This is a genomic window from Flavobacterium ammoniigenes, assembly GCF_020886055.1.
GTDB classification, from domain to species: Bacteria; Bacteroidota; Bacteroidia; order Flavobacteriales; family Flavobacteriaceae; genus Flavobacterium; species Flavobacterium ammoniigenes.
The window spans coordinates 404520-428086 of record NZ_AP025184.1; the positions used below are offsets into that span (position 1 = coordinate 404520).

Sequence of the window (23567 nt, forward strand, 5' to 3'; positions counted from 1 at the left end):
TAGGGCAAAATTGGTTTTTATGAAGTACTTGTTTGGTATTCTTTTATTGTTCTCTCTTTCGGTTCAAGCACAATTTCAATTGAATGGGATTGTGAAAGATGCTGAAAATGCTAAAGCGCTTCCATTTGCATCTATTTCTACTCCTTCGGGTCAAAACACCATTTCAGATGTAGATGGAAAATTTACCATTACCACATTAGCTCCTATTCGTGAATTTACCATTTCTTATATAGGATACGACAAAAAAATAACTTTGGTTGAAAATGGCAAATCATTTTATATGATTGCATTGCAACAAAACACCAATAATTTACAAGAAGTTCTTATTCCGAGAGAAAATCCTGCAGTAGCCATTATTAGAAAAACGATTGCTTTAAAAACCCAAAATAATCCCGAAAAACGAATTCCATCTTTTGAATTCAAATGCTACAATTCTCTTGTAATTACGGCCAATCCCGATTCTATCAGTGCTAAAATTGACACTTTAATCACCAATAAAAAAAATGTCAAAATAGATTCTTCGAATTACAAATTCAAGAAAATGATTCAAAACCAACATTTGTTTCAAACCGAGAAAGTTTCGCTGTTCCAATTTAAAAACAACCACTTAAAAGAAACCATATTGGGCTCTAAAATGGCCGGATTAAAGCAACCTATTTATGAAATATTAGGATTTAAACTGCAATCCTTTTCCATTTATGATTCGAATTACGAATTATTTGAAACCAAATACAACAGTCCTATTGCAAACGATGCGCTAAAGGAATACAAATACCAATTACTCGATTCAATTGAAATTGAAGGCAGAAATGTGTACCTAATTCATTTTAAAAACAAGAAAAAAAAAAGAGCACAAGGGCTCGAAGGCGTTCTCTATATTGATCAAAATACATATGCAATTGCTAAAGCAGTAATGCGCATCAAAGGTGTTTTAGATATTAGTGGCACGCATGAATTTAATTTTCTGCCTCAAGAAAATATCTGGTTTCCTTCTAAAAAATCATTTAAAATCGTAAAAGGAAATAACGACGATGATTTGAAACTTCTGGGTGGTACTATCCAATTTGAAGGGGATACCGAAAAAGACTTTAAACCAAGAAAAAAAGGGGCTTCCGATTTTATTTATTTGTTTTCAAAAAGTGCCAATTTCGAAATTCAATTGAATCAACCCATCGAATTAAAAAAAGGGGCAATTGCTTTAGAAATCAGCAAAGAAGCTAGTGAAAGAAAAGACGAATTTTGGAATACCTATCGAAAAGACAGTTTAGACATTCGAAGTAAACGCACCTATACTGTTTTGGACAGCATTGCCAAAAAAAATAATTTAGAGCTAAAAATTACTGTAGGCCGCCGACTAATTAACGGCTTTATTCCTGCCGGACCAATTGATTTTGATCTTCGAAAATTTTTTAGCTATAATAACTATGAAGGATTTCGAGTTGGCCTTGGTGGAACAACCAACGATCGCTTTTCTAAAACCATTCGCATAGAAGGGTATACGGCCTATGGAACCAAAGACGGCACTTTTAAATACAATTTAGGAATTGGAACACGACTCAGTGAACCTACTAATTCTTGGATTGGAATAGCCTATACAGATGATGTTCGGGAAATTGCAAGTACAGTCTATGCAATTGATAAACGCGGATTTAAAATCTATGATCCACGACCTTTTAATATTAGCACTTTCTACAATTACAAAAATTGGAAGGCCTATATTGAAACCAAATTGATCCCCAAAACAGAAAGTATTTGGGAAGTCGCTACAGCCCAAGTAGAGCCAAAATTTGGCTACAGTTACCAATTAAACGGTAAGTCGTACACCAATTACAACATGACAACCGCAATGGTTTCTTTACGATGGAGTCCATTTAGTGATTATATGCAAACCCCAACAGGGAGAGTTGAAGTAGAAAAACGATTCCCCAACTTCACTTTTCAGTTGACAAAATCGATCGCTAGCGGCGAATTAAACGATTTCTCATTTGGTAAAATTGACCTGAAAACCGAATATGAAAAAAAACAGCTCAACGGACAAAAAACAAGTATACTGATTCAAGGAGGCTATACTTTTGGAGATTTACCAATAACCCATTTGTATAGTATTTCTCCAAATAATATTACCAAGGAAACAATTATGCAACGTATTACCATAGCGGGTAAAAACAGTTTTGAAACGATGTTTTACAACGAATTTTTCTCAAGTGAATACTTGTATTTTCAAATTAAACACGGCTTCCAACGCATCACACTTTTCAAAAAAGTAAAACCTTCATTTGTATTTGTAACCCGAATGGCCTGGGGAAATTTAAATCATGCTGAGCGCCATAATGGTTTAGATTTCAAAACACTAAATCAAGGATACTTTGAATCAGGGGTTGAATTAAACCAAATCTACAAAGGACTGGGGCTCGTTGGTTTTTATCGCTACGGCCCAAATGGGTTACTAAAATTGGAAGATAACATAGCTATCAAATTGAGCTACATTTTAGACTTAGGGTTTTAAAATTAATACCGAAGGAACGCCGCTTAACCAATCGCTTTGAGAATCCACTAACGATTTCCAACTTTCAAGGCTAATGACCATAATATCTTGTGAAGCTAAGAACTCTTTCTTCATGGTATCTTCTTCCATTAAATGAATGTTATTTGGATATTTATTTTCCAAGGATTCAACAGCACTTTGTACTACAAAATTAGATGGGATATCGTTATTCACATCAAAAATTTCAATTTTTGAATTGTTATTGAAGATTAATTTTTGTGCATAATCAAATAAGAAAGAATCTTCAGATGAAAAAATAGGAATAAAAACGCGGTTGACATTTTGCAAGTCTTTATCAATTAAAATACCCAATGGCATTTTAGTTTTCGAGATAATTTGGCGGGTTCTTTCATCAAAAGGAGAATTTTCAAAAAGTCCTTCTTTACCAGTAAACTTGTCAATTAAACGATCTGGATTGATAATTCGAGTAGTAAATCCAATTACTTTTCCTAAAAGTGTTCCTTCAAAAATCGATTTTCCTAAACCAACCAACAACAAATCGTAATCTCCTTGATTTGCCACATCAGCAATTTCAGTTTCAATATCCTTGGTAGCTTTAAACAAAGTGTCAATTTCTTGATTCAGAGTTTTGGACTCTTCAAGTAAGCTAACAAAGCTCTCTTTTTCAATTTCTTCGGTATTGAAAGTATGCATTTCATCACTGAGATACAAATGCATGGCGGTAACTGAAGTTGCCTTTTTTTGTTTTTTAGTTAAACTATTGGCCAAACGCAATAATGATTTTCCTTTTTCATCATTCCCAAATGAAATCAACACCTTATACTTATTGCTGTTGACAATTATTTCTGGCACTTCGGCCTCTTTATCTTTAAAAACAAAATTGATAAAATCTAGGGCAGGTCCGGTCATAAATGTGGTAACCAAAGCCATAATCACCATCATAGTAAAAACCTCCGGCGTTAATACTTCCAATTCTAAACCAATGTTTAACACAATCAATTCCATCAATCCTCTGGTATTCATCAAAGCCCCAATAGTCAAACTATCTCTCCAAGATTGCCCAACAAATTTGGCTGCCAAAGCACTTCCTAAAAATTTTCCTACTACAGCCACCAAAATAATAAACCCAGTTACTTTCCATAAATACGGATCGTTAATCAAACCGATTTGAGTTTTTAACCCTGTGAAAACAAAGAACAAAGGCAATAATAAAATCAAGGAAACGTCTTCTACTTTTTCAATAAAAATAGTTCTGAATTTGGTCACATCCGGCATAATTGCACCCGTCATAAATGCGCCAAACAAGGCATGAATTCCAATTACTTCGGTAGCATAGGATGAAATAATCAAGGTGAGAAAAAAGATAGCAACAACCGGTTTTACTAAAGTATCTTTAGAGCCGTACAATTCACCTATACGTTTTAAAAAAGGTTTTACTACAAACAACATAGCCAATACGTACAATACGGCTAAACCAATAATATAGAGTGAACTTACAAAGGTTCCTGCTTTCACAATTGCAATTACGACAGCTAATAAACTCCAGGCTGTAATATCATCGGCAGCGGCACATGTGATAGCTATCGCTCCTAAACGCGTTTTTTGTAGTCCCCGTTCTTGAACTATTCGAGCCAAAACTGGAAAGGCCGTAATACTCATAGCGATTCCCATAAAAAGAGCAAAAGATAGAAATTTTACGCCTTCAGGAGCAAAACGATCATATACAAAATAAGCCAAACCAATTCCCAATGCAAAAGGGAAAATAATGCTGGCGTGACTAATTACTACGGCTTCATTGGCTTTGTTTTTGAGTACTTTCAAGTCCAATTCCATCCCAATTACAAACATGAATAGTATTAGCCCTATTTGACTTAAAAATTTTAAATTACCAAGAGAAGCTACAGGGAATAAAGTATTGGAAAATTCAGGAAAATACATTCCTAATAAGGAGGGTCCCAATACAATTCCAGCAATGATTTCGCCAATTACTGTGGGTTGGCCAATTTTTTTAAATACCCAACCAAAAAAACGGGCTGCAATAATGATAGTAACAATTTGTGCCAAAAGAATCGCTAAAGGATCTTGTAAATTATGTAAGATAGAGTCTATGAAATCATTCCATGACCCATTTTGACTTGCTGTAATAGTTATTTCTTTATTTCCTTCAAGAAATTTTCCCTCTGATATTATCCAATAAATCAAAGCTGAAAACCCACCAGTTACCGCAATGTAGAATGCTCCGTTTTTATAATTTTTCATACTACTTAACCCAATTTATTCTGCACAAAGATGTAAAAATCAAATATAGCAATTATAATAGGAATACAAATAGTAACCTAAATTTAATCTTACATAAAATACAATTCCAAAAAGACCAAAATCAACCCACTTTACTTACCTTTGCAACGCTTAAAAAACAAATTAATGATCAAGTGGTTTAGTTTAGGTTTTTGGGAATTGTTTGCCCGAATCGTCCTAAGAAATAGGATTTTAATGTTATCCATCGTGGTACTTATTACAGGATTATTGGCTACCCAATGGAAAAATATTCATTTCAGCCATACCGAAGCCAATATGTTGCCAGACGACAATGTGGTCAATGTTGAGTATAATGCATTCCTAAATAAATTTGGCGAAGAAGGAAACCTCATCATTATTGGTATCAAAGACGATGCGATTTTTACGCCTAAAGCGTTTGCTTCTTGGACCCAATTAATGAATCAACTCAAAAAAGATCAAGCCGTTGATCTAGCGATTTCAATTAACGATTTACAACGATTACAACGCAATGATTCGCTTGAAAAATTTGAGTTAGTCCCATTTGTAGATCCTACGAAAACGGTAAACCAAGCTTATCTCGCCCAAATTAAAAAAGAACTTTTTACCAATTTACCTTTTTACGAAGGGCTGCTTTTTAATAAAAAATCAGGTAGTATTCGCTCGGCAATTTATTTGGATAAAAAAATTGTGAATACGCCTGCACGTAAAGATTTTGTGCTAAAACGCTTGGTTCCTGCGGTAGAAGCCTTTGAAAAAGAAACCAATATTGATTTACGCGTTTCGGGCATGCCCTACATTAGAACCTTAAATGCCGCAACAATTGTCAAAGAAATTGGGCTTTTCATAGGCGCTTCTTTATTAGTCACTTCTTTACTTTTCTTTTTCTTTTTTAGAAGTTTTAGAGCCACATTAATCTCAATGATTATTGTAATTATTGGTGTGATGTGGTCGTTTGGTTTCTTAGGACTTTTCAATTACGAAATCACCGTTTTGACTGCATTAGTTCCATCACTAATTATTGTTATTGGGATTCCGAACTGCATTTTCTTGACCAATAAATACCATCAAGAATACAAAGTACACGGCAATAAAGCCAAAGCCCTGCAACGAGTTACTACCAAAATTGGTATGGCGACTTTAATGACCAATGTTACTACAGCAATTGGTTTTGCGACTTTTGTAGCCTCGAATAACGAACTTTTATTAGAATTTGGAGTTGTCACTTCCATCAATATTATTGGGCTCTTCTTTTTGTGTATTATCGTAATCCCAATTTTTCACAGTTATATTCCTGCTCCAAAAGACCGACACATCAAACATTTAGATCGTGGCTCGGTAAAACGTTTTATGGACTGGATTTTACGCAATGTCAAATACAATCGCTTTTCAATTTATGTAGCTTCAATAGCTTTACTTGTTTTTGGAATTATAGGGGTTTTCCAAATGCGTATTTCGGGGAGTTTGATTGAAGACATGCCTAAAAAAGAACCCTTTTTTGAAGACATTGTTTTCTTCGAAAAAGAATTTGACGGCGTAATGCCTTTGGAAATAATGATCGACACCAAACGCAAAAAAGGGGTGATGAAATTATCCGTGCTCAAGCGAATGGAAGAATTGGAACAAACTATTGAAGAAATTCCAGAATTGTCTAAAACAATGTCGATTGTCAATTTAGTTAAATATTCGAAACAGGCGTATTACAACGGTAATCCTGAATATTACGAATTACCCACTTCACAAGAGCAAACTTTTATTTTATCGTATGCCAAAAATGCGACCAAAAACAACAAAGACAATTTGATGAAGAGTTATGTGGACTCCACCGGACAATATGCCCGAATTACCACTTTTATGCGTGATGAAAACGGAGGTAAGATTCCTGAAATCGAAGCTGAGATTAGAAAAGAAGCTGATAAATTATTTCCACCCGATCGCTATCATGTAACGATAACCGGAAAAGCCTTGGTCTTCCAAAAAGGAACGGGTTATCTGTTAGACAACTTACTTTCGTCTTTGCTTTTTGCTTTTTTCTTAACGGCATTGTTAGTCGCTTTTATGTTTCGATCGTTCAAAATGGTATTGGTTTCTATCATTCCTAATTTGTTGCCCTTGTTGTTAACGGCTGGAATTATGGGCTTTTTGGATATTCCGTTAAAACCTTCAACCATTTTAGTTTTCGGAATTGCCTTTGGACTTTCGGTCGATGATACGCTGCGCTTTTTGGCTCAATACCGAGAGGAATTAAGGAAAAACAATTGGAAAATACGCAAGTCGGTATATGCGACTTTTAACGAATCGGGATTGAGTATGTTTTATACTTCGATTGTGTTGTTCTTTGGATTTTCGGTATTTATGCTGTCGAGTTTTGGCGGAACGATTGCTTTGGGCGGACTTATTTCCTTAACTTTATTATTTGGGATGTTGTCCAATTTAATGTTGTTACCGGCATTAGTATTGACGTTGAACAAAACATTAGCTAACGAACAGGAATTCATCGAGCCAAAAATTGACATTATTGAACATTCAGACGAAGAGATAGACAAGCTCGAAAAACACGAACTCTAGCCCCGATAGCAGCGACATCCTTTTTCTTTTTTCTTGAAAAAGTAAAAGATAGAGCGGATAGCGGGAAATAGCTTCTGTAAAAAAACAAAAACAATTATATTTGCAGCTCAGAAAAGCTGATTTTTAATACCAATATTATACAAATGAAACACACAAAAGTTAAAGACTTACTAAACAGTACTACGATACTTCAAGAAGTAAATGCAAAAGGATGGGTAAGAACTTTTAGAAACAATCAATTTATTGCGTTGAACGATGGTTCGACAATTAACAATATTCAGTGTGTAGTGGATTTTGAAAATACGCCTGAAGATATCTTAAAACGCATCACAACAGGAGCTTCGGTTTCGGTTACAGGTAGTTTAGTAGAAAGCAAAGGTGCGGGTCAGAAATACGAAATTCAAGTGGCCAAATTGGAAATCTTAGGCGATTCAGACGCGGAGAAATTCCCAATGCAACCCAAAAAACACTCTTTGGAATTCTTGCGTGAAAATGCACATTTAAGAGTGCGAACTAATGCTTTTGGTGCGATTATGCGTGTGCGTTCGGTATTAGCGCATGCGGTACATACTTATTTTCAAGAAAAAGGTTTTGTGTATGTGAATACGCCAATCATCACTGGATCGGATGCTGAAGGAGCTGGCGAAATGTTCAAAGTAACCGCTTTGCCTTTTGACAACACACCAAGAACCGAAGACGGAAAAGTAGATTACAAAAAAGACTTTTTTGGAAAAGAAACCAACTTAACGGTTTCAGGACAATTAGAAGGCGAAACCTTTGCCATGGCTTTGGGCCAAATTTATACTTTCGGACCTACTTTTAGAGCTGAAAACTCGAATACTTCTCGTCACTTGGCTGAATTCTGGATGATTGAACCTGAAGTAGCGTTCAATGATTTGGATGACAATATGGACTTGGCTGAAGATTTTATTCAGTATGTAATTAAATACACCATGGACAAATGTCCAGACGATTTGAAATTCTTAGAAAGTCGTTTGTTAGATGAAGAAAAACAAAAACCACAGGCGGAACGTAGCGAAATGGCGTTGTTAGACAAATTAAACTTTGTATTAGAAAACAATTTCAAACGTGTTTCCTATACTGAGGCAATCGAAATTTTAAGAGAATCGACTCCGAATAAAAAGAAAAAATTCAGTTATATCATTGACGAATGGGGCGCCGATTTACAGTCGGAGCACGAGCGTTATTTAGTAGAAAAACACTTTAAATGTCCGGTAATTTTATTTGATTATCCTGCCAATATCAAAGCTTTTTATATGCGTTTGAACGAAGACGGTAAAACCGTTCGTGCGATGGACATCCTTTTCCCAGGTATTGGAGAAATCGTGGGAGGTTCGCAACGTGAGGAACGTTATGATGTCTTGGTTGAAAAAATGAAAGCCTTGGGCATTGACGAAGAAGAATTATGGTGGTACTTGGATACACGCCGATTCGGATCGGCAGTCCACTCTGGTTTCGGACTTGGATTTGAACGTTTGGTGTTGTTTGTAACCGGTATGACGAATATTCGTGACGTGATTCCTTTCCCAAGAACACCGATGAATGCAGAATTCTAAATAAAGGTCGAAGTTTATAAGTTTATAAGTTTAATTTATCTAGGCTTTTAAACTTTTAAACCTATACGCTTTTACACTAAAAAAAATGCTAAAGCAATTCCTAAATCTCAAATTAACCCAGAAATTATCTCCACAACAAATTCAGTTGATGAAGTTAATTCAGTTGCCGACGCAAGCCTTTGAGCAACGTTTATTGGAAGAAATGAACGAAAACCCAGCGCTCGAAGCCGGTAAAGAAGAAGAGGAATATGTAAATGACGAGTTTGAAACGGAAGACTATGACGATTATGATGAGGCCGAATCAGAACGTGTCGACGCCGAAGAAATCAATATCGACGACTATTTAAGCAACGACGATACTCCGGATTATAAAACCCAAACTAATAATTACAGCGATGACGATGAAGACCACGATGCGCCTTTTGCAGCACCGATTAGTTTTCATCAAGATTTAATCAACCAACTCAATACCTTTATTTTAAACGAGGATGACCGAGAAATTGCGGAATTCCTGGTGGGAAGTATTGACGATATGGGCTACATTCGCAGAAGCATATCTGATATTGTAGACGATTTGGCTTTTACCCAAGCGGTTTACACAGATGAAAAAACCGTAGAACGCCTGATGCATGTGATTCACGAGTTAGAACCTTCTGGTGTAGGCGCGCGCGATTTGCAAGAATGTTTGTTGTTGCAACTCAAACACAAAACCCCGACCGAATATATCGAGCTGGCTACTGATATTATCGAAAATCAGTTTGATGCCTTTACCAAAAAACATTACGACAAACTTTTACAAAAATACAACGTCTCTAACGACCAACTGAAAAAAGCAATTCACGAAATTGAAAAACTAAATCCAAAACCAGGTGGCTCTTTTACTGGAAACAACAAAGTAACCGAAAACATTGTTCCTGATTTTGCTATTCGAATTGTGGAAGGTAAATTGGAATTGAGTTTGAATGGCCGTAATGCTCCTTCGCTTCATGTCTCTAGAGACTACCAGGAAATGCTGCAAACCTATAAAGTGTCGAAAGATAAATCGACACAGCAAAAAGAAGCGGTGCAGTTTATTAAGCAGAAATTAGATTCGGCCAAATGGTTCATTGATGCGATTCGCCAACGCCAAGAAACGCTTTATGTAACCATGAATGCGATTATGCATTACCAAGAAGACTTCTTTTTAGAAGGCGACGAAACCAAGTTGAAACCGATGATCTTGAAGGATATCGCAGATATAGTTGGTTTGGATATTTCGACGATTTCTCGGGTGGCCAATAGCAAATATGTGGAAACGCCTTATGGGACTAAATTGATCAAAGAGTTTTTCTCGGAAGCGATGAAAAATGATCAAGGCGAAGATGTTTCGACTTTGGAAATCAAAAAAATATTACAAAACGTGATTGAGGAAGAAGACAAACACAAACCGCTACCCGACGATCAATTGGCTGAAATTCTAAAAGAAAAAGGCTATCCGATTGCTCGAAGAACGATTGCCAAATACCGCGAACAACTAGATATTCCTGTGGCGAGGATGCGAAAAAAAATGTAATAAAAAAAGGGAAAACCAATGGTTTTCCCTTTTTTATTTTGAATGAAGTACGTTTACTATTCTTCACTTTTTTTCATGGCATGAAAATAAGCGGCTCGACTTAAAGGCTCGTATTCTTCTGTTTCGCCTAACATTACTAATTTATCATTATCGGTTTTTCTAAAACTGTAATTGGCTAGATTTCCTGTTCGCGTACAAACTGCATGTACTTTGGTCACATATTCGGCAGTAGCCATTAGAGCGGGCATCGGTCCAAAAGGATTTCCTTTAAAATCCATATCCAATCCAGCCACAATGACTCGAACACCTCGATTGGCCAAATCATTACAAACACGTACAATTTCGTCATCAAAAAACTGAGCTTCATCGATGCCCACCACATCACAACCTTGAGCCAAAATCGCAATATTGGCAGCAGCCGGAACCGGAGTAGAACGAATTTCATTGGAATCATGAGACACTACCATTTCGTCGTGGTAACGGGTGTCGACAGCTGGCTTGAAAATTTCGACTTTTTGTTTGGCAAATTGAGCGCGTTTTAATCGGCGAATTAATTCCTCTGTTTTACCCGAAAACATGGAGCCACAAATGACTTCAATCCAACCAAATTGTTCTTTATGATTTACTGTATTTTCGAGAAACATGGTGCAGTTGTATAACTTAAAAAATGAATCGTTTTTTTCCTTTGTAAGCGTATAAATTGAATGTAAAATTTTATACTTTTACGTGTTTCCAAATGTAAAAAAAATTTCCAAAGGACTGTCCCAAGTTTACCGAAATAAAAACAAAAAAAAGAACACGCAAACCAAACCACCTAGATCATATAATTTACATCAAATGAAAAAAAGATTGGAAGCCGATTTAATCAGCATTGCACACCGAATTTTACAATTAAAGAATAAATCTGATATCAATCAATTGTATCTGGAAACACAAAAATTATATGAAAAATTGGCGGTATTGCGTTTTGTAGACGATCACTTTGGCGACAGCAAACCGACCATTGGACAAGCTGAAATTGAAACAAAAATTGCAACTGCATTCGAAGCAATTGAAAATGAAGAGCCTGTTGCTATAACCATAGAAGAAATTGAAATTCCTGAATTAGAAACTACTCCCGAATTGATTTTGGAAGAAGAAGAACAAGAGGAAATCACTGAAATGGAAGAACCTGTTTTTGAAGAAGAGGAAGATTTAGAAACCTTAGAAGATGAGATTGAAGATGAGGTGGAGGAAGAAGAAATCGAAGCGCCATTTGTTCCTGCTTTTGAATTAGAAAAAGAGGAAGAAGTTGAGGAAGAAATCATCGAAGAAGCACCAAAACAAGAAGCTGTTCAAATTTCATTTGAAGATTTAATCGGTGGTGATTTTAGCGAAGACCTTTTTGTGAAAGTAGAAAGTACTGCTTTTGAAACCCCAGTCGAAGCAGAACCAGAATCAGCTATTGAAAACGCTACTCTCGAACTTGATGAAATAGCACTTCCGAAAGAGGTTGAAGAATCCAAATCAGTTACGCTAAACGAAAAACTAGCCAAAGGTATCAACATCGATTTAAACGACCGTATTGCCTTTACCAAACATCTTTTTGGAAATGACCCGGAAGATTACAACCGTGTATTGAACCAATTAATCACTTTTGACACCTTTTATGAAACGCGCGATTTTATCAGAGATATGGTAAAACCAGACTACAATAACTGGGAAGGAAAAGAAGAATACGAAGAACGTTTTATGGAAATTATCGAGAAAAAATTCTTGTAATTCCCTTTTATCAATTGAATTTTTAGCGCCGAATGTCAAAATTATACATCGTTCCAACGCCAATTGGCAATCTCGAAGACATGACTTTTCGTGCGATTCGCATTCTGAAAGAAGTGGATTTAATTCTTGCCGAAGACACGCGTACCAGCGGCAAATTATTGAAACATTTTGAAATCAGCACCCACATGCACAGCCACCATATGCACAACGAGCACAAAACGGTGGAAAATGTTATTGCGCGTTTGCAAGCGGGAGAAAACATCGCCTTGATTTCGGATGCGGGAACTCCTGCCATTTCAGATCCCGGATTTTTATTGACCCGTGCTTGTATTGAAAAAGGAATCGAAGTCGAATGTTTACCAGGTGCTACTGCTTTTGTCCCCGCTTTAGTGAATAGTGGTTTACCCAATGATAAATTCGTTTTTGAGGGCTTTTTGCCAGATAAAAAAGGGCGACAAACTCGTTTTTTGGCTTTAGCCGAAGAAACTAGAACGATGATTTTGTATGTTTCGCCACACAAATTAGTAAAAACATTGTCCGAATTTGCGGCTTACTTTGGCGAAGACAGACCGGTTTCAGTATCCAGAGAATTATCCAAACTCCACGAAGAAAACGTCAGAGGAAGGGTTAAAGAAGTTTTGACCCACTTCGAGAAAATAGCACCAAGAGGTGAAATCGTTGTGGTAGTGGGTGGCAAACCTGTGGTCAAAGAAGCCAAGAAAAATAAATTTTCAGAAGAAGAATAAATCATGACGCTACACGCCTTTTTAGAGAAACTAAACCAATACCCAGAAGCCATCACTTTTGCCGAAACCATCGCAACCATTGAAAGCAATTACGATTTTACCCCTACTGCTTTTCAAAATGGGAAGCAACACAATGGAGCGGGAGAAAATTCAGGGTCTTGTAAAGTATTTGCTTTCGCGAAAATCCAAGAATTATCCCAAGCAGCCACTTTAGCCTGCTTTGGCGCCTATTATTTTGAAGAAGTGCTAGGCGATCCGCAAGGAACCAACCATCAAAACATTCGCAATTTTATGCAATTCGGTTGGGACGGAATTCAATTTGAAGGCGAAGCATTAGTATTGAAATAAACCCCCAAAACCCAAATCGATATGCGTTGGACTATCAAACCAAAACCCGCCCCAGAACAAGTTCGTCAACTCGCGCAAGAACTCAATGTAGATCCATTGATCGCCACTTTATTGATTCAGCGTAATATTACCTCTTTTGATAAAGCCAAAGCTTTCTTTCGCCCCTCACTCGATCATTTACACGATCCGTTCTTGATGAAAGATATGGATGTGGCTGTCAACCGAATCGAACAAGCCATGGCCAACCAAGAAAATATTTTGGTTTTTGGCGATTATGACGTAGACGGAACGACTGCAGTTTCCTTGGTGTCATCCTATTTAAAAAGTATTTATCCCCATATTGCAACCTATATTCCAGATCGCTATGCCGAAGGTTACGGCATTTCTTTCCAAGGGATTGACTTTGCCGAAGACAATGGTTTTTCGTTGATTATTGCCTTGGACTGCGGTATCAAATCGATTGAACATGTGGCTTACGCCAAAGAAAAAAAAATTGATTTCATCATTTGTGATCACCATAGACCTGGCGATTCACTACCGGATGCAGTTGCTGTTCTCGACCCAAAAAGAGACGATTGTAGGTATCCATACGACGAATTGTGTGGATGTGGTGTCGGTTTCAAATTGATTCAGGCTTTAAGCCAAAATCAAAATCAAACTATGAATGATTTGATTCCGTATTTGGATTTAGTTGCCACCGCCATTGCTGCTGATATTGTACCAATAACAGGCGAAAATAGAGTGTTGGCACATTTTGGTTTGCAAGTGATCAACGAAGCGCCAAGACCTGGAATCCAAGCTTTGATCCAACAAATTAAAAAACAAACCCTTACCATCACCGATGTCGTTTTTGTCATTGCGCCTCGTATCAATGCCGCCGGACGCATCAAACACGGTAATCATGCGGTAGAATTGTTAACCGAATTTAATTTGGAACAAGCCCAACAATTTGCCAAAGAAATTGAAGACTACAATTCGGAACGCAAAGGCTTGGACAAACAAATTACCCAAGAAGCGCTACAACAAATTGAAAACAACAAAGAACAAGACAGTTTTACGACTGTGGTTTTTCAAGAGAATTGGCACAAAGGTGTGATCGGAATTGTTGCGTCACGATTAATTGAAACCTACTATAGACCGACTTTAGTGTTTACTAAAAGTGGCGATTACTACGCCGCATCGGCCCGATCGGTTCGTGGTTTTGATGTGTACAATGCACTAGAAGCTTGTTCAGAACATTTGGAACAATTTGGCGGACATATGTATGCGGCAGGAATGACCTTGAAAGTAGAAAATTATGAGGCTTTCAAAAATGCCTTCGAAAAAGTAGTACAAGAAACTATGAATCCTGAATTGCGCACTCCCGAAATGGAAATCGATGCCGAAATTGATTTTTCGGAAATCACTCCAAAACTCGTTCGGATTTTAAAACAATTCGAACCTTTTGGCCCACAAAATATGACACCCGTTTTTGCCACTCAAAATGTTATGGACACCGGTTATCCAAAATATATGGGCGCCAATGAAGAACACATCCGCCTTTTTGTAAAACAACAACATTCAGATGGCTTTGCAGCTATTGGTTTTAATCTGGCGCATAAGAAGAATGTAATTGCCAATAGAAATCCATTTCAAATGGCCTATTGCATTGATGAAAATGAATGGAACGGCCAAATAAGCCTACAACTCCGACTAAAAGATATTCAATAATGAAACAAAAAAATGACCCTTACGAAGCCTTGCGCTACCCAGAATTCAATGTGTTTTTAATCTTGCGATTTGCCATGGTTTTTGCTTGGTCGATGCAATTTATTGTGATTGAATGGCAGGTATACAGCTTGACCAAAAGCGCTTTGTCATTAGGAATTATAGGGTTAATGGAAATTATTCCTGCTGTTTCTATGGCGTTGTTTGCTGGGCATATAGTGGATCAAAACGAGAAAAAAGGAATGCTACTCAAATGTATTTTAGGTTTTTCGGTGATTAGTATTGGCTTGTTTTTATTGACTTGGCCAATAATTACAACGGGTTGGTCAACTCAAGTAATCTTATATAGTATTTATTTCTTGGTGTTTTTAGGCGGATTAGTTCGCTCGTTTTTAGGGCCAACGGTATTCTCATTAATGTCACAAATTGTTCCTAAAAAGACCTATTCCAATGCAGCCACTTGGAGTAGTTCGGTTTGGCAAATAGCGGCTGTTTTAGGGCCAGCAATAGCAGGATTTTTAATCACTTGGATTGGTATTCATTGGTCGATGTGTACGGTAGTTGCCTTTGCTATCATTGCACTAATTGCCTTGTCCAAAATTGAATCAAAACCCATTTTGAATCCAAAAATTGGCGAACCAGTCATGCAAAGTTTGAAAGAAGGAGTCAAATTTGTGTTCCAAAATAAAACGATTTTAGGAGCGCTATCTTTGGATATGATTGCCGTATTGTTTGGAGGCGCCGTTGCTTTGTTACCCATTTTCGCCCAAGACATTTTAAAAGTAGGCTCGGAAGGTTTTGGAATTTTACGAGCAGCACCTGCTATTGGTGCCTTCTTAACCATGTTTGTTTCGGCTTATGTGCCTTTGAATAAAAACGCAGGAATGAAATTGTTAGTAGCTATTTTCGCTTTTGGCGTCTGCATTATTGTCTTTGGATTGTCTACTATTTTTTGGTTATCTGTTTTCGCTTTATTTATGAGCGGAGTGGTTGATGGTATTTCAGTGGTGATTCGCCAAACGATTTTGCAATTGAAAACTCCCGATCATATGCGCGGAAGAGTAGCGGCAGTAAATTCGATTTTTGTGGGTTCGTCTAACGAATTGGGTGCTTTTGAAAGCGGATTGACAGCTAAATTAATGGGAACGGTCACCGCAGTCGTTTTTGGCGGAAGCATGACTTTATTAACCGTTTTGATTACTGGGATTTCTTCGCCTACCTTTAGAAATTTGGATTTAGAAAAAGACTTGGAAGAACATCGAAAAGAAGAGTAGATTAAATACTACACTATTCGTATTTTTTAATCTCAAAAGTATCTCCGTCAAAAACGCCATAGGTAAAATAGCTAATCCAATCGCCTAAATTCACGTAGTCTGAATTATTGCCTAAAGGAAATACCATCGGTAAATGACGGTGACCAAAAACAAGGTAATTGTAGTGTTTGGTTTCCAATTTGCGTTTGGCATATTGAATCAACCATTCGTTTTCTTCGCCCAAAAAAACCACATCTTCGGCACCCGAAATCAATTTGTTTTTAACCGAAAGGTATTGGGCTAGACCCACTCCCAAATCTGGATGCAACCAACGGAAAAACCATTTGGCTACGGGATTCGTAAACACTTTTTTCATGCGTTTGTAGCCTTTGTCACCAGGACCTTTTCCGTCGCCGTGGCCTATCAAAAAAGTTTTGTCGCCAAACGTAAATTCTTGGTTGTCGCGGTATACAGGAATATTGAGTTCTTTTTGAAAATAATCTCCCATCCACAAATCGTGGTTGCCCACAAAGAAATAAATAGGGATGCCGCTGTCGCGAATTTCAGCGAGTTTACCCAAAATACGAACAAATCCTTTTGGGACTACGGTTTTGTATTCGAACCAAAAATCAAACAAATCACCCAATAAAAAAATAGCTTCGGCATCTTGTTTCACTTCGTCTAGCCAAGCCACAAATTGTTGTTCTCTAGGAAAACTCAATTCGGGAGTTGGCGCACCAAAATGCTGATCGGATGCAAAATATATTTTTTTGTTGTTGGTTAATGGCATCGGTATCGAATTACAAATTATCGCTGGCAAACCATTCGGCAAATGACGAATCGGTTTCTTGCAATTTTAAGGAAAAAAGCGCGATTCCTTCTGGTAATCTATTGTTGATGCGTTGCGCAAAATCAATTACCATATTCTCGCTGGTAGGTTGGTAATCAACTAAAATCACGTGATGACCACGTGTTTTCAATTCTTTGGCCAACTCAATATGAGGGGTAGTTTCGTTAAAAACGGTAGCGTGATCAAATTGATCTACAATTTCTTCTTTCACGATTTTTTTCAAATCGGTAAAGTCAATCACCATTCCAAATTTTACGTTGGAGCGATCCACAATAGGTTTCCCAATAACAGTTACAGATAATTTATAACTGTGTCCGTGTACGTTTTTACATTTGCCATCATAGCCGTACAAAGCGTGACCGGTTTCAAAACTAAATTGTTTGGTGATTCTAATATTACTCATTCCATGGTGTATTTGACTGCAAACTTACGAAAATTATTGAGGCTATTAGTTTCTTTTTAGGGCTGATTTGGTCGCCTCAGAAAGTACTAATTTTCCAGTGATGGCAGCTCTTTCTACTAGTAAATTGTCCCAATGCTCCGTACCTTCCCAAAGGACTTTTTTCATCTCTGTTACTGCTTCTGGATTATAAGATGCCAATTGATGAGTCAAAATAGACACGGCTTCATCTAATTTTTCAATGGTGGCAAAGGTATTGGCAAACAAGCCTTTTTCTTTGGCCCAAGCCGCTGATTTCCATTCGCCAGCTACTAAAGACAATTCGGCCAAAGCTGTTTTACCTATTTTTCTAGACACAGCAGGTTCTATTACAAAAGGCCCAATGCCAATGGATAATTCGGATAATTTGACACTCGCTTCATGGGTTGCCAATACATAATCGCAAGCAGCGGCAATTCCAACTCCTCCACCAACTGTTTTTCCTTGCACACGACCCACAATGATTTTAGGACATTTTCGCATCGCATTAATCAAATTAGCAAAACCTGAAAAGAAGGTTTTTCCTTCCGCTTCAGTGGTTACTGCTAGCAATTCATCAAACGAAGCTCCAGCGCAAAAAGTGGCTGTTCCTTGACTTTTCAAAACGACTACTCCCACTTCGGGATTATGTCCAAGGGTTTCGATGGTAGTTGTCAGTTCTTTTAACAATGAGGAGGGAAATGAATTACTGGCAGGGTGACCAAATTCAACCGTAGCAATTGTAGCCTCGATAGAAATGGAGATGGATCCTGTTGAATTGTGTAATGCCATAGCAGAAATTTTACTGTAAAGTTAAAACTATTCTGTTAGTTTGTTCTTTTTTTGAAAAGAATGGCGTGGTTTTTTTGTGCAATTAGGAAATTAAAACCAAATTAAACTATATTTGCTGCCTGCATTGGGGATGTAGCTCAGTTGGCTAGAGTGCTTGACTGGCAGTCAAGAGGTCGTGGGTTCGAGCCCCATCTTCTCCACCAAAGAAACCTGTACTTTCAAGTATGGGTTTTTTTATTTTTTATAAAATGCATTCAATCTTAAATTCAGTTTCTTTAACTCTCGAACTGCAATTGTTGCTATTTCGGTAGCGCCTTTACGACTCAAATGCGTATCATCTGATTTACCCTCTGGATAATAAGGATGCTCTCCTGCTTTGAAAAACAAATGCAACTCTTTTGACTTTTCTACACCATAGGATTGTTCTAACTGTTCTGAAAAATATTCCAAGTCAATAAAGGGCACTTGGTATTCTTGAGCAACTAATCTAACTTCCAATGGGTACTCGCCATGCGTACCAATTAAAACTCCTTGTTCATTGAAATTCCTTCTGGCAATTGAAGAAAATAAGATCGGAATTGCTCCTTTAGCTCTAGCTTCGGTAACAAAGCGAATCAGATTATGGCGGTAAGTAGTATGCGGATTGGTGTATCGAGTGGAATCGGCTACTTTTGCATCGTTATGGCCAAATTGAATAAAAACATAATCGCCTGGTTTTAAAGAATTATAAACTGAATCCCATCGTTTTTCCTTGATAAAACTTTTAGTGCTTCGCCCGTTAACTGCCCGATTATCAATGATAATTGTATTCAAATCAAAAAAAGATGGCAATACCTGACACCATCCTGTTTCAGGATTTTCATTGGGCTTAATTTTATCTGCCATCGTCGAATCGCCAATAGTGTAAATGGTTGTTTTTTGACCCCAACAACTCATCGAAATACATACACATAGAAATAATAAAATCCTCATAGTAGATTAATTTAACTTAAATATTTCAATCTGGCTCAAAAAATCCTTTCCCAAAATAGCTTCCGGAGTATATTTTTCCGACTCTTTTTTTGTCAATTGATGTGACCACAAAACTCTTTTTAAAGGTTGAAATCCCAAACCCTTACATTCATACTCGGCATAAAATGCTGTTTTTTCTGCTTCAGGTTTGGACCAATTTTCCCAACCTTGAGGTTGAATATGTCTTCCCATTTCGCAATTCATAAAAACAGTTTTAGCATAAATTCGCCATGGACGACCCAAATAAACTTGGCTCACTCCTTCGGCCGCTGTTAATTTACAATTCTTAAATACATAGCCAAAAGGATTGTTCTGAGGGGTTGAAGCCGCTGTTATAAACGAATTTTTTTTACTATGGATTTCACAATTGTCAAATAAAACCGTAGCATCTCCAAAGATAAAATCAGTAGTGCCTTCGATATAACAATTACTAAAATAATTTTTAGTTCCTTCGCCAGAAGTATATAAAGTATCTTGATTTCCTAAAAAAGAGCAGTTGAAAAAGAAAACTCTATCCGCATTTACATTGAGTGCAACTGCTTGCCCCACTTCTCCAGAGGTATTTTGAATGGTAAGATTTTTAGCAAAAAAATCGTTACCTTCTACTAACAAGGTGTAGGTATAAAAAGTACTATTTCTCCCTAAACCAATTTTATTAAAATAGTCGTCGTAAGTAATAATGGTTCCTTCTCGGCTTTCTCCTATCAAACTAATTTTAGGGTTCCAAGAATGCACTTTTACTTTTTCTTTATAGATGCCATTTTTTATAAAAATAGTAATTCGTTGGTAAGGAAAGGATTGAGCCGAATTGATGGCTTCTTGAATGGTTACAAAATCTCCATGCCCATTTTGGTCCACTGTAATCAAATACTCATCTTTGATTAAGCCTTTTTTTTTAGCATTTTGTGAAGCAGAATTTTCTAGTTTTTGTTTCCACTTTGCATATTTTTTTAGGACTTCTTTGGGTTCGTCGGTATACCAGGCATAACCCGTTCTTCTTTCGAAACCAATTTCGGCTAAAGTTGCTTTTTTAATCCCATCGCGATCGCAGAAAAAGGGAATATTGGTATTTAAATCCATGAATCTCGCCCAAAGGGGTTGGGCATTGGGACTTTTTACGACTACTTTATCTTCTTTTTTGTCGTTGCCAATTGCCATACTTTGGACTTCAATTCCATTAATTTTTGTTTTCTCAAACCACTGTACTGCTCCTTCAACCGACGCTATAATTTCTTGAGTTGGTTTCTCAATTGACATTAACAAAAGGGTAATTTTAGCTGATTCTTTCCCGCTTAAAGAAGGTAATTCGTAAGCACGAGCTTTAGCCGGTAATAAACTGAATTCGTCGTGTTGGGCACACCAAGAGGTTAACACACCATTTTGTAAATGTTGTGTCTTTAGGATACAATCGATGCCTTTATTAAATGCTTTTTCAACTTTTTGGAGTATTTCAGTTGAAGGAACAATACTATAAAAACTAGATTTATTTTTTAGTTCTTTAAGTAATTCCAACACGCCCACCATCGCATCATCATTATAGGTAATGTGACTGTAATATCCTTTAATTAAAGGAAAAAATTGTGGCCAACCTCCATTGTCGTACTGTGCCTCAAGTAAGTAGTCTAGTCCTTTTAAGAAAGCTGTTTTGTATCTTTCATCGGGATTTTTTTTGTAGATTTTTGATAAAAAAAGTAGCTCTTGGCAGGTTGCCCCATTATCAATTGTACAATCCGTTGGATCATTTTTCAGAACCAAAAATTTTTGTCTTTCTGCCTCTGAAAGCGGAAGGTGCATTTGAATGTTTTTAGGCCAACCTCCAATGATTCTTTGATACAACAATACATTTTCAGCAACCCGAATGGCCTCCTTTGAAGCAAACCAATTTTCATCATTAGATTCCGTGATTTGTTTCCAAGATTGATTGTGTACTTGGGCGGTTACTACTAAATGAAGTAGTATAAAAACCAAAACTAGGCAGTGCTTTTTTGAAAATAATGTCATATTAAACCTCAATTATCTATTCAATTCTAATGCGGCTAAGATAAAGGATCCTGTAGCTTTAGGATCGTTATCTTTTTTTCTTTCATTAACATAATACAAATACGAGCCATCACGGTAGGGATTCCCTCCTAAACCTGCGACAGCACAGGCTTGAGTAATATGGATTTGGCCATCGGAATCAGTTTTAATTAATCGAGTAGTCAATCCATCAAATGCTTTGTTAGCAATGGCTTTAAATTTTTTGGGTAAATAGCCTTTGTTAGCTCCTTTTGCCATAGCATAAGCGAACATCGATGACCCTGAAGACTCTAAATAATTACCTTCACTTCCTCCCTTATCGGTAACTTGATACCAAAGGCCTGATGGATCTTGAAATTTGACCAAGCTATTCGAAATTTCATTCAGATACCCAATTAATTCGTTTCGTTTGGGGTGATTTTTTGGAAAATAATCCAACACATCTACCAATGCCATCACGTACCATCCAATAGATCTTGACCAAAAATTAGGAGAACAGCCTGTCGTTTTATCGGCCCATGGCATTTGTTTGCTTTCGTCCCAACCATGAAATAATAATCCTGTTTTAGGATCGGTGGCATGTAATTGAATTAACTCAAATTGTTTCGCAATATCATCTAATTTTGCGCCATTTTCAAATTGAACTGTGTATTGAGCATAAAAAGGTTCTCCCATATACAACCCATCCAACCACATTTGATTAGGATAGATTTTTTTGTGCCAAAAACCTCCACTTGCAGTTCTAGGTTGTTCTGCAATTTGTTTTCTCAACAGTTGCAAAACGGTGAGATAACGGGTATCTTTTGTTGTTTCATACAAATTGAAAAGTATTCGGCCAGCAGTAACCATATCGATGTTGTAGGTGTCAAATTTATACGAAGCAACCGACCCATTCTCATCAATAGTGGCATCAGCATATTGCTTTCTATAATTGTAATACCGCTGGTCTTTTGTGTGTTTAAATAATGCTTCAAAAGAAGTTAATACTAAACCGTGTACATAATCCCATTTAGGTTCTGTTTGACCATCTATTTGATAGGCTTGCGGATGGCGTTTCATTATTGACAACGCCATTCGCTCAGACCATTTAAGAGTGGAAGGAATGTTTCCGATACTTTCTTGCGCCAAAAGTGTTTGATTCAATAGTAGTACTAGTACAAGTACAGCACCAAACTGTCGAGATAAATTAATTACTTTTCTCATCTTTTACATTTTATTATTTTTTTCCAATAGCTGCAATTTTTTGTCTAAATAATTGAGGAACTCCTCCTTGGTTTTAATTCCTTTTGGCTCTTGTTCCCAAGCACCTAAAAAGTAAAAATCCACAATTTGCGTGGTCGGTTTAAAAACCAATAAATGATCAAATTCAGCATCTACTATACTTTGTATTGTATTTACCTGATAAAAAATAGCCATTCCTAATTGGTCTGGAACTAATGATTGCGTTCCATAGGTAGCAAGATAAGCCCATTTTTTAGTGGCACTTTCTTTTTTAAACAACTCACTATTTTTTTGTTTTACTATTCCAGTACAAATGCCTTCGATTGCTTTGGATGGATGAATAGTGTGTTGTGTATATCGCTGATTGGGTTTTATCGTTAATTCGGAGATAAAATCAATTTTATCCGAAGCAGTTTTCCAGCCAAAATAATTCACTTTTACAACCGCACTTTTTGAAGTATTGGCAACCGTTGCAATCGTAGAATCTACCTCGTAAAAATGCAATCTTTCGTTGTTCAAATAACGATCTATAGAACCTAACCCAATTCCTTTCCCAGCTTTTAAAATATCTGATCCCCAATCACTCATTTCATGATAGGAATCAAAACCATCTTGTCCTACTTGAGGCAAAACAATTTTTTCAGTTTTTTTGCCAAAAATATCAATGGCATTGCGCCAATCCAAATACAATCGGTATCCGATTTTATTACTTTCCCAACCTGGACCTTCGTAGCGAATATCAAAAGAATGATCGGTATGTTCAGGTGCTAATTTTAGTTTTTGAACATTCTTAAATGTACCACCAATATATTTTCTGCCTTCCCATTTTCCACCTTCTTTAACCGAAACCTCAGCATAAACTTTTGAATTGGAAGATTGACCCATTGAAATAGTAGCCTGTAGTGCTAGTACGCCTGTCAACAGCAGTTTAGAAATTTGATGTGTTTTCATTGTATTAAAT

General features: G+C 36.9%; 18 protein-coding genes and 1 tRNA gene. 10 read left to right on the plus strand and 9 right to left on the minus strand.

Going from position 1 to position 23567, the window contains the following annotated elements:
• Positions 1 to 19: 19 nt before the first annotated feature.
• Positions 20 to 2506 carry a DUF5686 family protein gene (locus LPC21_RS01785; protein ID WP_229317794.1) on the plus strand — a complete coding sequence of 829 codons (2487 nt, stop codon included), beginning with the start codon at positions 20 to 22 and terminating at the stop codon, positions 2504 to 2506.
• Here the strand turns inward: LPC21_RS01785 and LPC21_RS01790 are convergent.
• Positions 2495 to 4765, minus strand: a complete 2271-nt coding sequence (locus LPC21_RS01790; RefSeq protein ID WP_229317796.1) for a cation:proton antiporter domain-containing protein — start codon at positions 4763 to 4765, stop codon at positions 2495 to 2497. The two genes, LPC21_RS01785 and LPC21_RS01790, sit on opposite strands and share 12 nt — an antisense overlap.
• A gap of 165 nt (positions 4766 to 4930) precedes the next feature.
• On the opposite strand from LPC21_RS01790, the gene LPC21_RS01795 reads away from it, so the two are divergent.
• The 3 genes from LPC21_RS01795 to rpoN all read left to right on the plus strand — a co-directional run bounded on the left by LPC21_RS01795 (position 4931) and on the right by rpoN (position 10480).
• Complete coding sequence (locus LPC21_RS01795) at positions 4931 to 7351, plus strand: efflux RND transporter permease subunit (RefSeq protein WP_229317798.1); 2421 nt, start codon at positions 4931 to 4933, stop codon at positions 7349 to 7351.
• Positions 7352 to 7494: 143 nt separating this feature from the next.
• Positions 7495 to 8928: an asparagine--tRNA ligase gene (gene asnS, locus LPC21_RS01800; RefSeq protein WP_229317800.1), complete on the plus strand. Its 1434-nt coding sequence runs from the start codon at positions 7495 to 7497 to the stop codon at positions 8926 to 8928.
• 85 nt (positions 8929 to 9013) lie between these two features.
• Positions 9014 to 10480 (plus strand): RNA polymerase factor sigma-54, encoded by a 1467-nt coding sequence (gene rpoN, locus LPC21_RS01805; RefSeq protein ID WP_229317802.1) that lies wholly within the window; start codon positions 9014 to 9016, stop codon positions 10478 to 10480.
• A 56-nt stretch (positions 10481 to 10536) separates the two neighbouring features.
• Here rpoN and LPC21_RS01810 read toward each other — a convergent pair whose 3' ends face one another.
• The gene (locus LPC21_RS01810) at positions 10537 to 11124 is read right to left on the minus strand and encodes a thymidine kinase (protein ID WP_229317803.1); all 588 of its coding nucleotides are present in this window, start codon (positions 11122 to 11124) and stop codon (positions 10537 to 10539) included.
• A 193-nt stretch (positions 11125 to 11317) separates the two neighbouring features.
• Here LPC21_RS01810 and LPC21_RS01815 point away from each other — a divergent pair, with 193 nt between their 5' ends.
• From LPC21_RS01815 to LPC21_RS01835, 5 genes are read left to right on the plus strand one after another with little or no spacing between them, the layout of a single operon-like run.
• Complete coding sequence (locus LPC21_RS01815) at positions 11318 to 12241, plus strand: hypothetical protein (protein ID WP_229317804.1); 924 nt, start codon at positions 11318 to 11320, stop codon at positions 12239 to 12241.
• Between the two features lie 32 nt (positions 12242 to 12273).
• Positions 12274 to 12987 carry a 16S rRNA (cytidine(1402)-2'-O)-methyltransferase gene (gene rsmI / locus LPC21_RS01820; RefSeq protein ID WP_229317805.1) on the plus strand — a complete coding sequence of 238 codons (714 nt, stop codon included), beginning with the start codon at positions 12274 to 12276 and terminating at the stop codon, positions 12985 to 12987.
• 3 nt (positions 12988 to 12990) lie between these two features.
• Entirely contained in the window at positions 12991 to 13335 is a 345-nt protein-coding gene (locus LPC21_RS01825) for a HopJ type III effector protein (protein WP_229317806.1), read from the plus strand.
• Between the two features lie 21 nt (positions 13336 to 13356).
• Positions 13357 to 15045, plus strand: coding sequence for a single-stranded-DNA-specific exonuclease RecJ (recJ, locus tag LPC21_RS01830; protein ID WP_229317807.1), 1689 nt, complete (start codon positions 13357 to 13359; stop codon positions 15043 to 15045).
• Entirely contained in the window at positions 15045 to 16316 is a 1272-nt protein-coding gene (locus tag LPC21_RS01835) for an MFS transporter (RefSeq protein ID WP_229317808.1), read from the plus strand. Before recJ ends, LPC21_RS01835 begins: the two co-directional genes overlap by 1 nt.
• A gap of 13 nt (positions 16317 to 16329) precedes the next feature.
• On the opposite strand, the gene LPC21_RS01840 is transcribed toward LPC21_RS01835, so the two are convergent.
• Genes LPC21_RS01840 through LPC21_RS01850 form a run of 3 tightly spaced genes read right to left on the minus strand, consistent with a single transcriptional unit; the run spans position 16330 to position 18355 of the window.
• Positions 16330 to 17085 (minus strand): UDP-2,3-diacylglucosamine diphosphatase, encoded by a 756-nt coding sequence (locus tag LPC21_RS01840; protein WP_229317809.1) that lies wholly within the window; start codon positions 17083 to 17085, stop codon positions 16330 to 16332.
• Positions 17086 to 17095: 10 nt separating this feature from the next.
• The gene (locus LPC21_RS01845) at positions 17096 to 17548 is read right to left on the minus strand and encodes a 6-pyruvoyl trahydropterin synthase family protein (RefSeq protein WP_229317810.1); all 453 of its coding nucleotides are present in this window, start codon (positions 17546 to 17548) and stop codon (positions 17096 to 17098) included.
• A gap of 45 nt (positions 17549 to 17593) precedes the next feature.
• Positions 17594 to 18355, minus strand: coding sequence for an enoyl-CoA hydratase/isomerase family protein (locus LPC21_RS01850; protein WP_229317811.1), 762 nt, complete (start codon positions 18353 to 18355; stop codon positions 17594 to 17596).
• 126 nt (positions 18356 to 18481) lie between these two features.
• Here LPC21_RS01850 and LPC21_RS01855 point away from each other — a divergent pair.
• Positions 18482 to 18558: transfer RNA gene (locus tag LPC21_RS01855), tRNA-Ala, on the plus strand.
• Positions 18559 to 18589: 31 nt separating this feature from the next.
• Here the strand turns inward: LPC21_RS01855 and LPC21_RS01860 are convergent.
• Genes LPC21_RS01860 through LPC21_RS01875 form a run of 4 tightly spaced genes read right to left on the minus strand, consistent with a single transcriptional unit; the run spans position 18590 to position 23557 of the window.
• Positions 18590 to 19327 carry a rhamnogalacturonan acetylesterase gene (locus LPC21_RS01860; RefSeq protein ID WP_229317812.1) on the minus strand — a complete coding sequence of 246 codons (738 nt, stop codon included), beginning with the start codon at positions 19325 to 19327 and terminating at the stop codon, positions 18590 to 18592.
• A gap of 6 nt (positions 19328 to 19333) precedes the next feature.
• On the minus strand, positions 19334 to 21367 hold the full coding sequence (pelA, locus tag LPC21_RS01865; RefSeq protein ID WP_229317813.1) for a pectate lyase: 2034 nt from the start codon (positions 21365 to 21367) through the stop codon (positions 19334 to 19336).
• A 12-nt stretch (positions 21368 to 21379) separates the two neighbouring features.
• Positions 21380 to 22588, minus strand: coding sequence for a glycoside hydrolase family 88/105 protein (locus tag LPC21_RS01870; protein ID WP_229317814.1), 1209 nt, complete (start codon positions 22586 to 22588; stop codon positions 21380 to 21382).
• A gap of 3 nt (positions 22589 to 22591) precedes the next feature.
• A complete protein-coding gene (locus LPC21_RS01875; RefSeq protein ID WP_229317815.1) occupies positions 22592 to 23557 on the minus strand; it encodes a DUF4861 family protein in 966 nt (321 codons plus the stop codon).
• Positions 23558 to 23567 lie beyond the last annotated feature (10 nt).

Excerpts from the sequence above, each read along its gene's own strand:
- LPC21_RS01835 (WP_229317808.1), top strand. The coding sequence starts at position 15,045 with ATGAAACAAAAAAATGACCCTTACGAAGCCTTGCGCTACCCAGAATTC.
- LPC21_RS01795 (WP_229317798.1), top strand. The coding sequence starts at position 4,931 with ATGATCAAGTGGTTTAGTTTAGGTTTTTGGGAATTGTTTGCCCGAATC.
- LPC21_RS01875 (WP_229317815.1), bottom strand. The coding sequence starts at position 23,557 with ATGAAAACACATCAAATTTCTAAACTGCTGTTGACAGGCGTACTAGCA.
- LPC21_RS01785 (WP_229317794.1), top strand. The coding sequence starts at position 20 with ATGAAGTACTTGTTTGGTATTCTTTTATTGTTCTCTCTTTCGGTTCAA.
- LPC21_RS01825 (WP_229317806.1), top strand. The coding sequence starts at position 12,991 with ATGACGCTACACGCCTTTTTAGAGAAACTAAACCAATACCCAGAAGCC.
- recJ (WP_229317807.1), top strand. The coding sequence starts at position 13,357 with ATGCGTTGGACTATCAAACCAAAACCCGCCCCAGAACAAGTTCGTCAA.
- asnS (WP_229317800.1), top strand. The coding sequence starts at position 7,495 with ATGAAACACACAAAAGTTAAAGACTTACTAAACAGTACTACGATACTT.
- LPC21_RS01810 (WP_229317803.1), bottom strand. The coding sequence starts at position 11,124 with ATGTTTCTCGAAAATACAGTAAATCATAAAGAACAATTTGGTTGGATT.
- LPC21_RS01850 (WP_229317811.1), bottom strand. The coding sequence starts at position 18,355 with ATGGCATTACACAATTCAACAGGATCCATCTCCATTTCTATCGAGGCT.
- LPC21_RS01870 (WP_229317814.1), bottom strand. The coding sequence starts at position 22,588 with ATGAGAAAAGTAATTAATTTATCTCGACAGTTTGGTGCTGTACTTGTA.
- LPC21_RS01840 (WP_229317809.1), bottom strand. The coding sequence starts at position 17,085 with ATGCCATTAACCAACAACAAAAAAATATATTTTGCATCCGATCAGCAT.
- LPC21_RS01860 (WP_229317812.1), bottom strand. The coding sequence starts at position 19,327 with ATGAGGATTTTATTATTTCTATGTGTATGTATTTCGATGAGTTGTTGG.
- rsmI (WP_229317805.1), top strand. The coding sequence starts at position 12,274 with ATGTCAAAATTATACATCGTTCCAACGCCAATTGGCAATCTCGAAGAC.
- pelA (WP_229317813.1), bottom strand. The coding sequence starts at position 21,367 with ATGACATTATTTTCAAAAAAGCACTGCCTAGTTTTGGTTTTTATACTA.
- LPC21_RS01845 (WP_229317810.1), bottom strand. The coding sequence starts at position 17,548 with ATGAGTAATATTAGAATCACCAAACAATTTAGTTTTGAAACCGGTCAC.
- rpoN (WP_229317802.1), top strand. The coding sequence starts at position 9,014 with ATGCTAAAGCAATTCCTAAATCTCAAATTAACCCAGAAATTATCTCCA.
- LPC21_RS01815 (WP_229317804.1), top strand. The coding sequence starts at position 11,318 with ATGAAAAAAAGATTGGAAGCCGATTTAATCAGCATTGCACACCGAATT.
- LPC21_RS01790 (WP_229317796.1), bottom strand. The coding sequence starts at position 4,765 with ATGAAAAATTATAAAAACGGAGCATTCTACATTGCGGTAACTGGTGGG.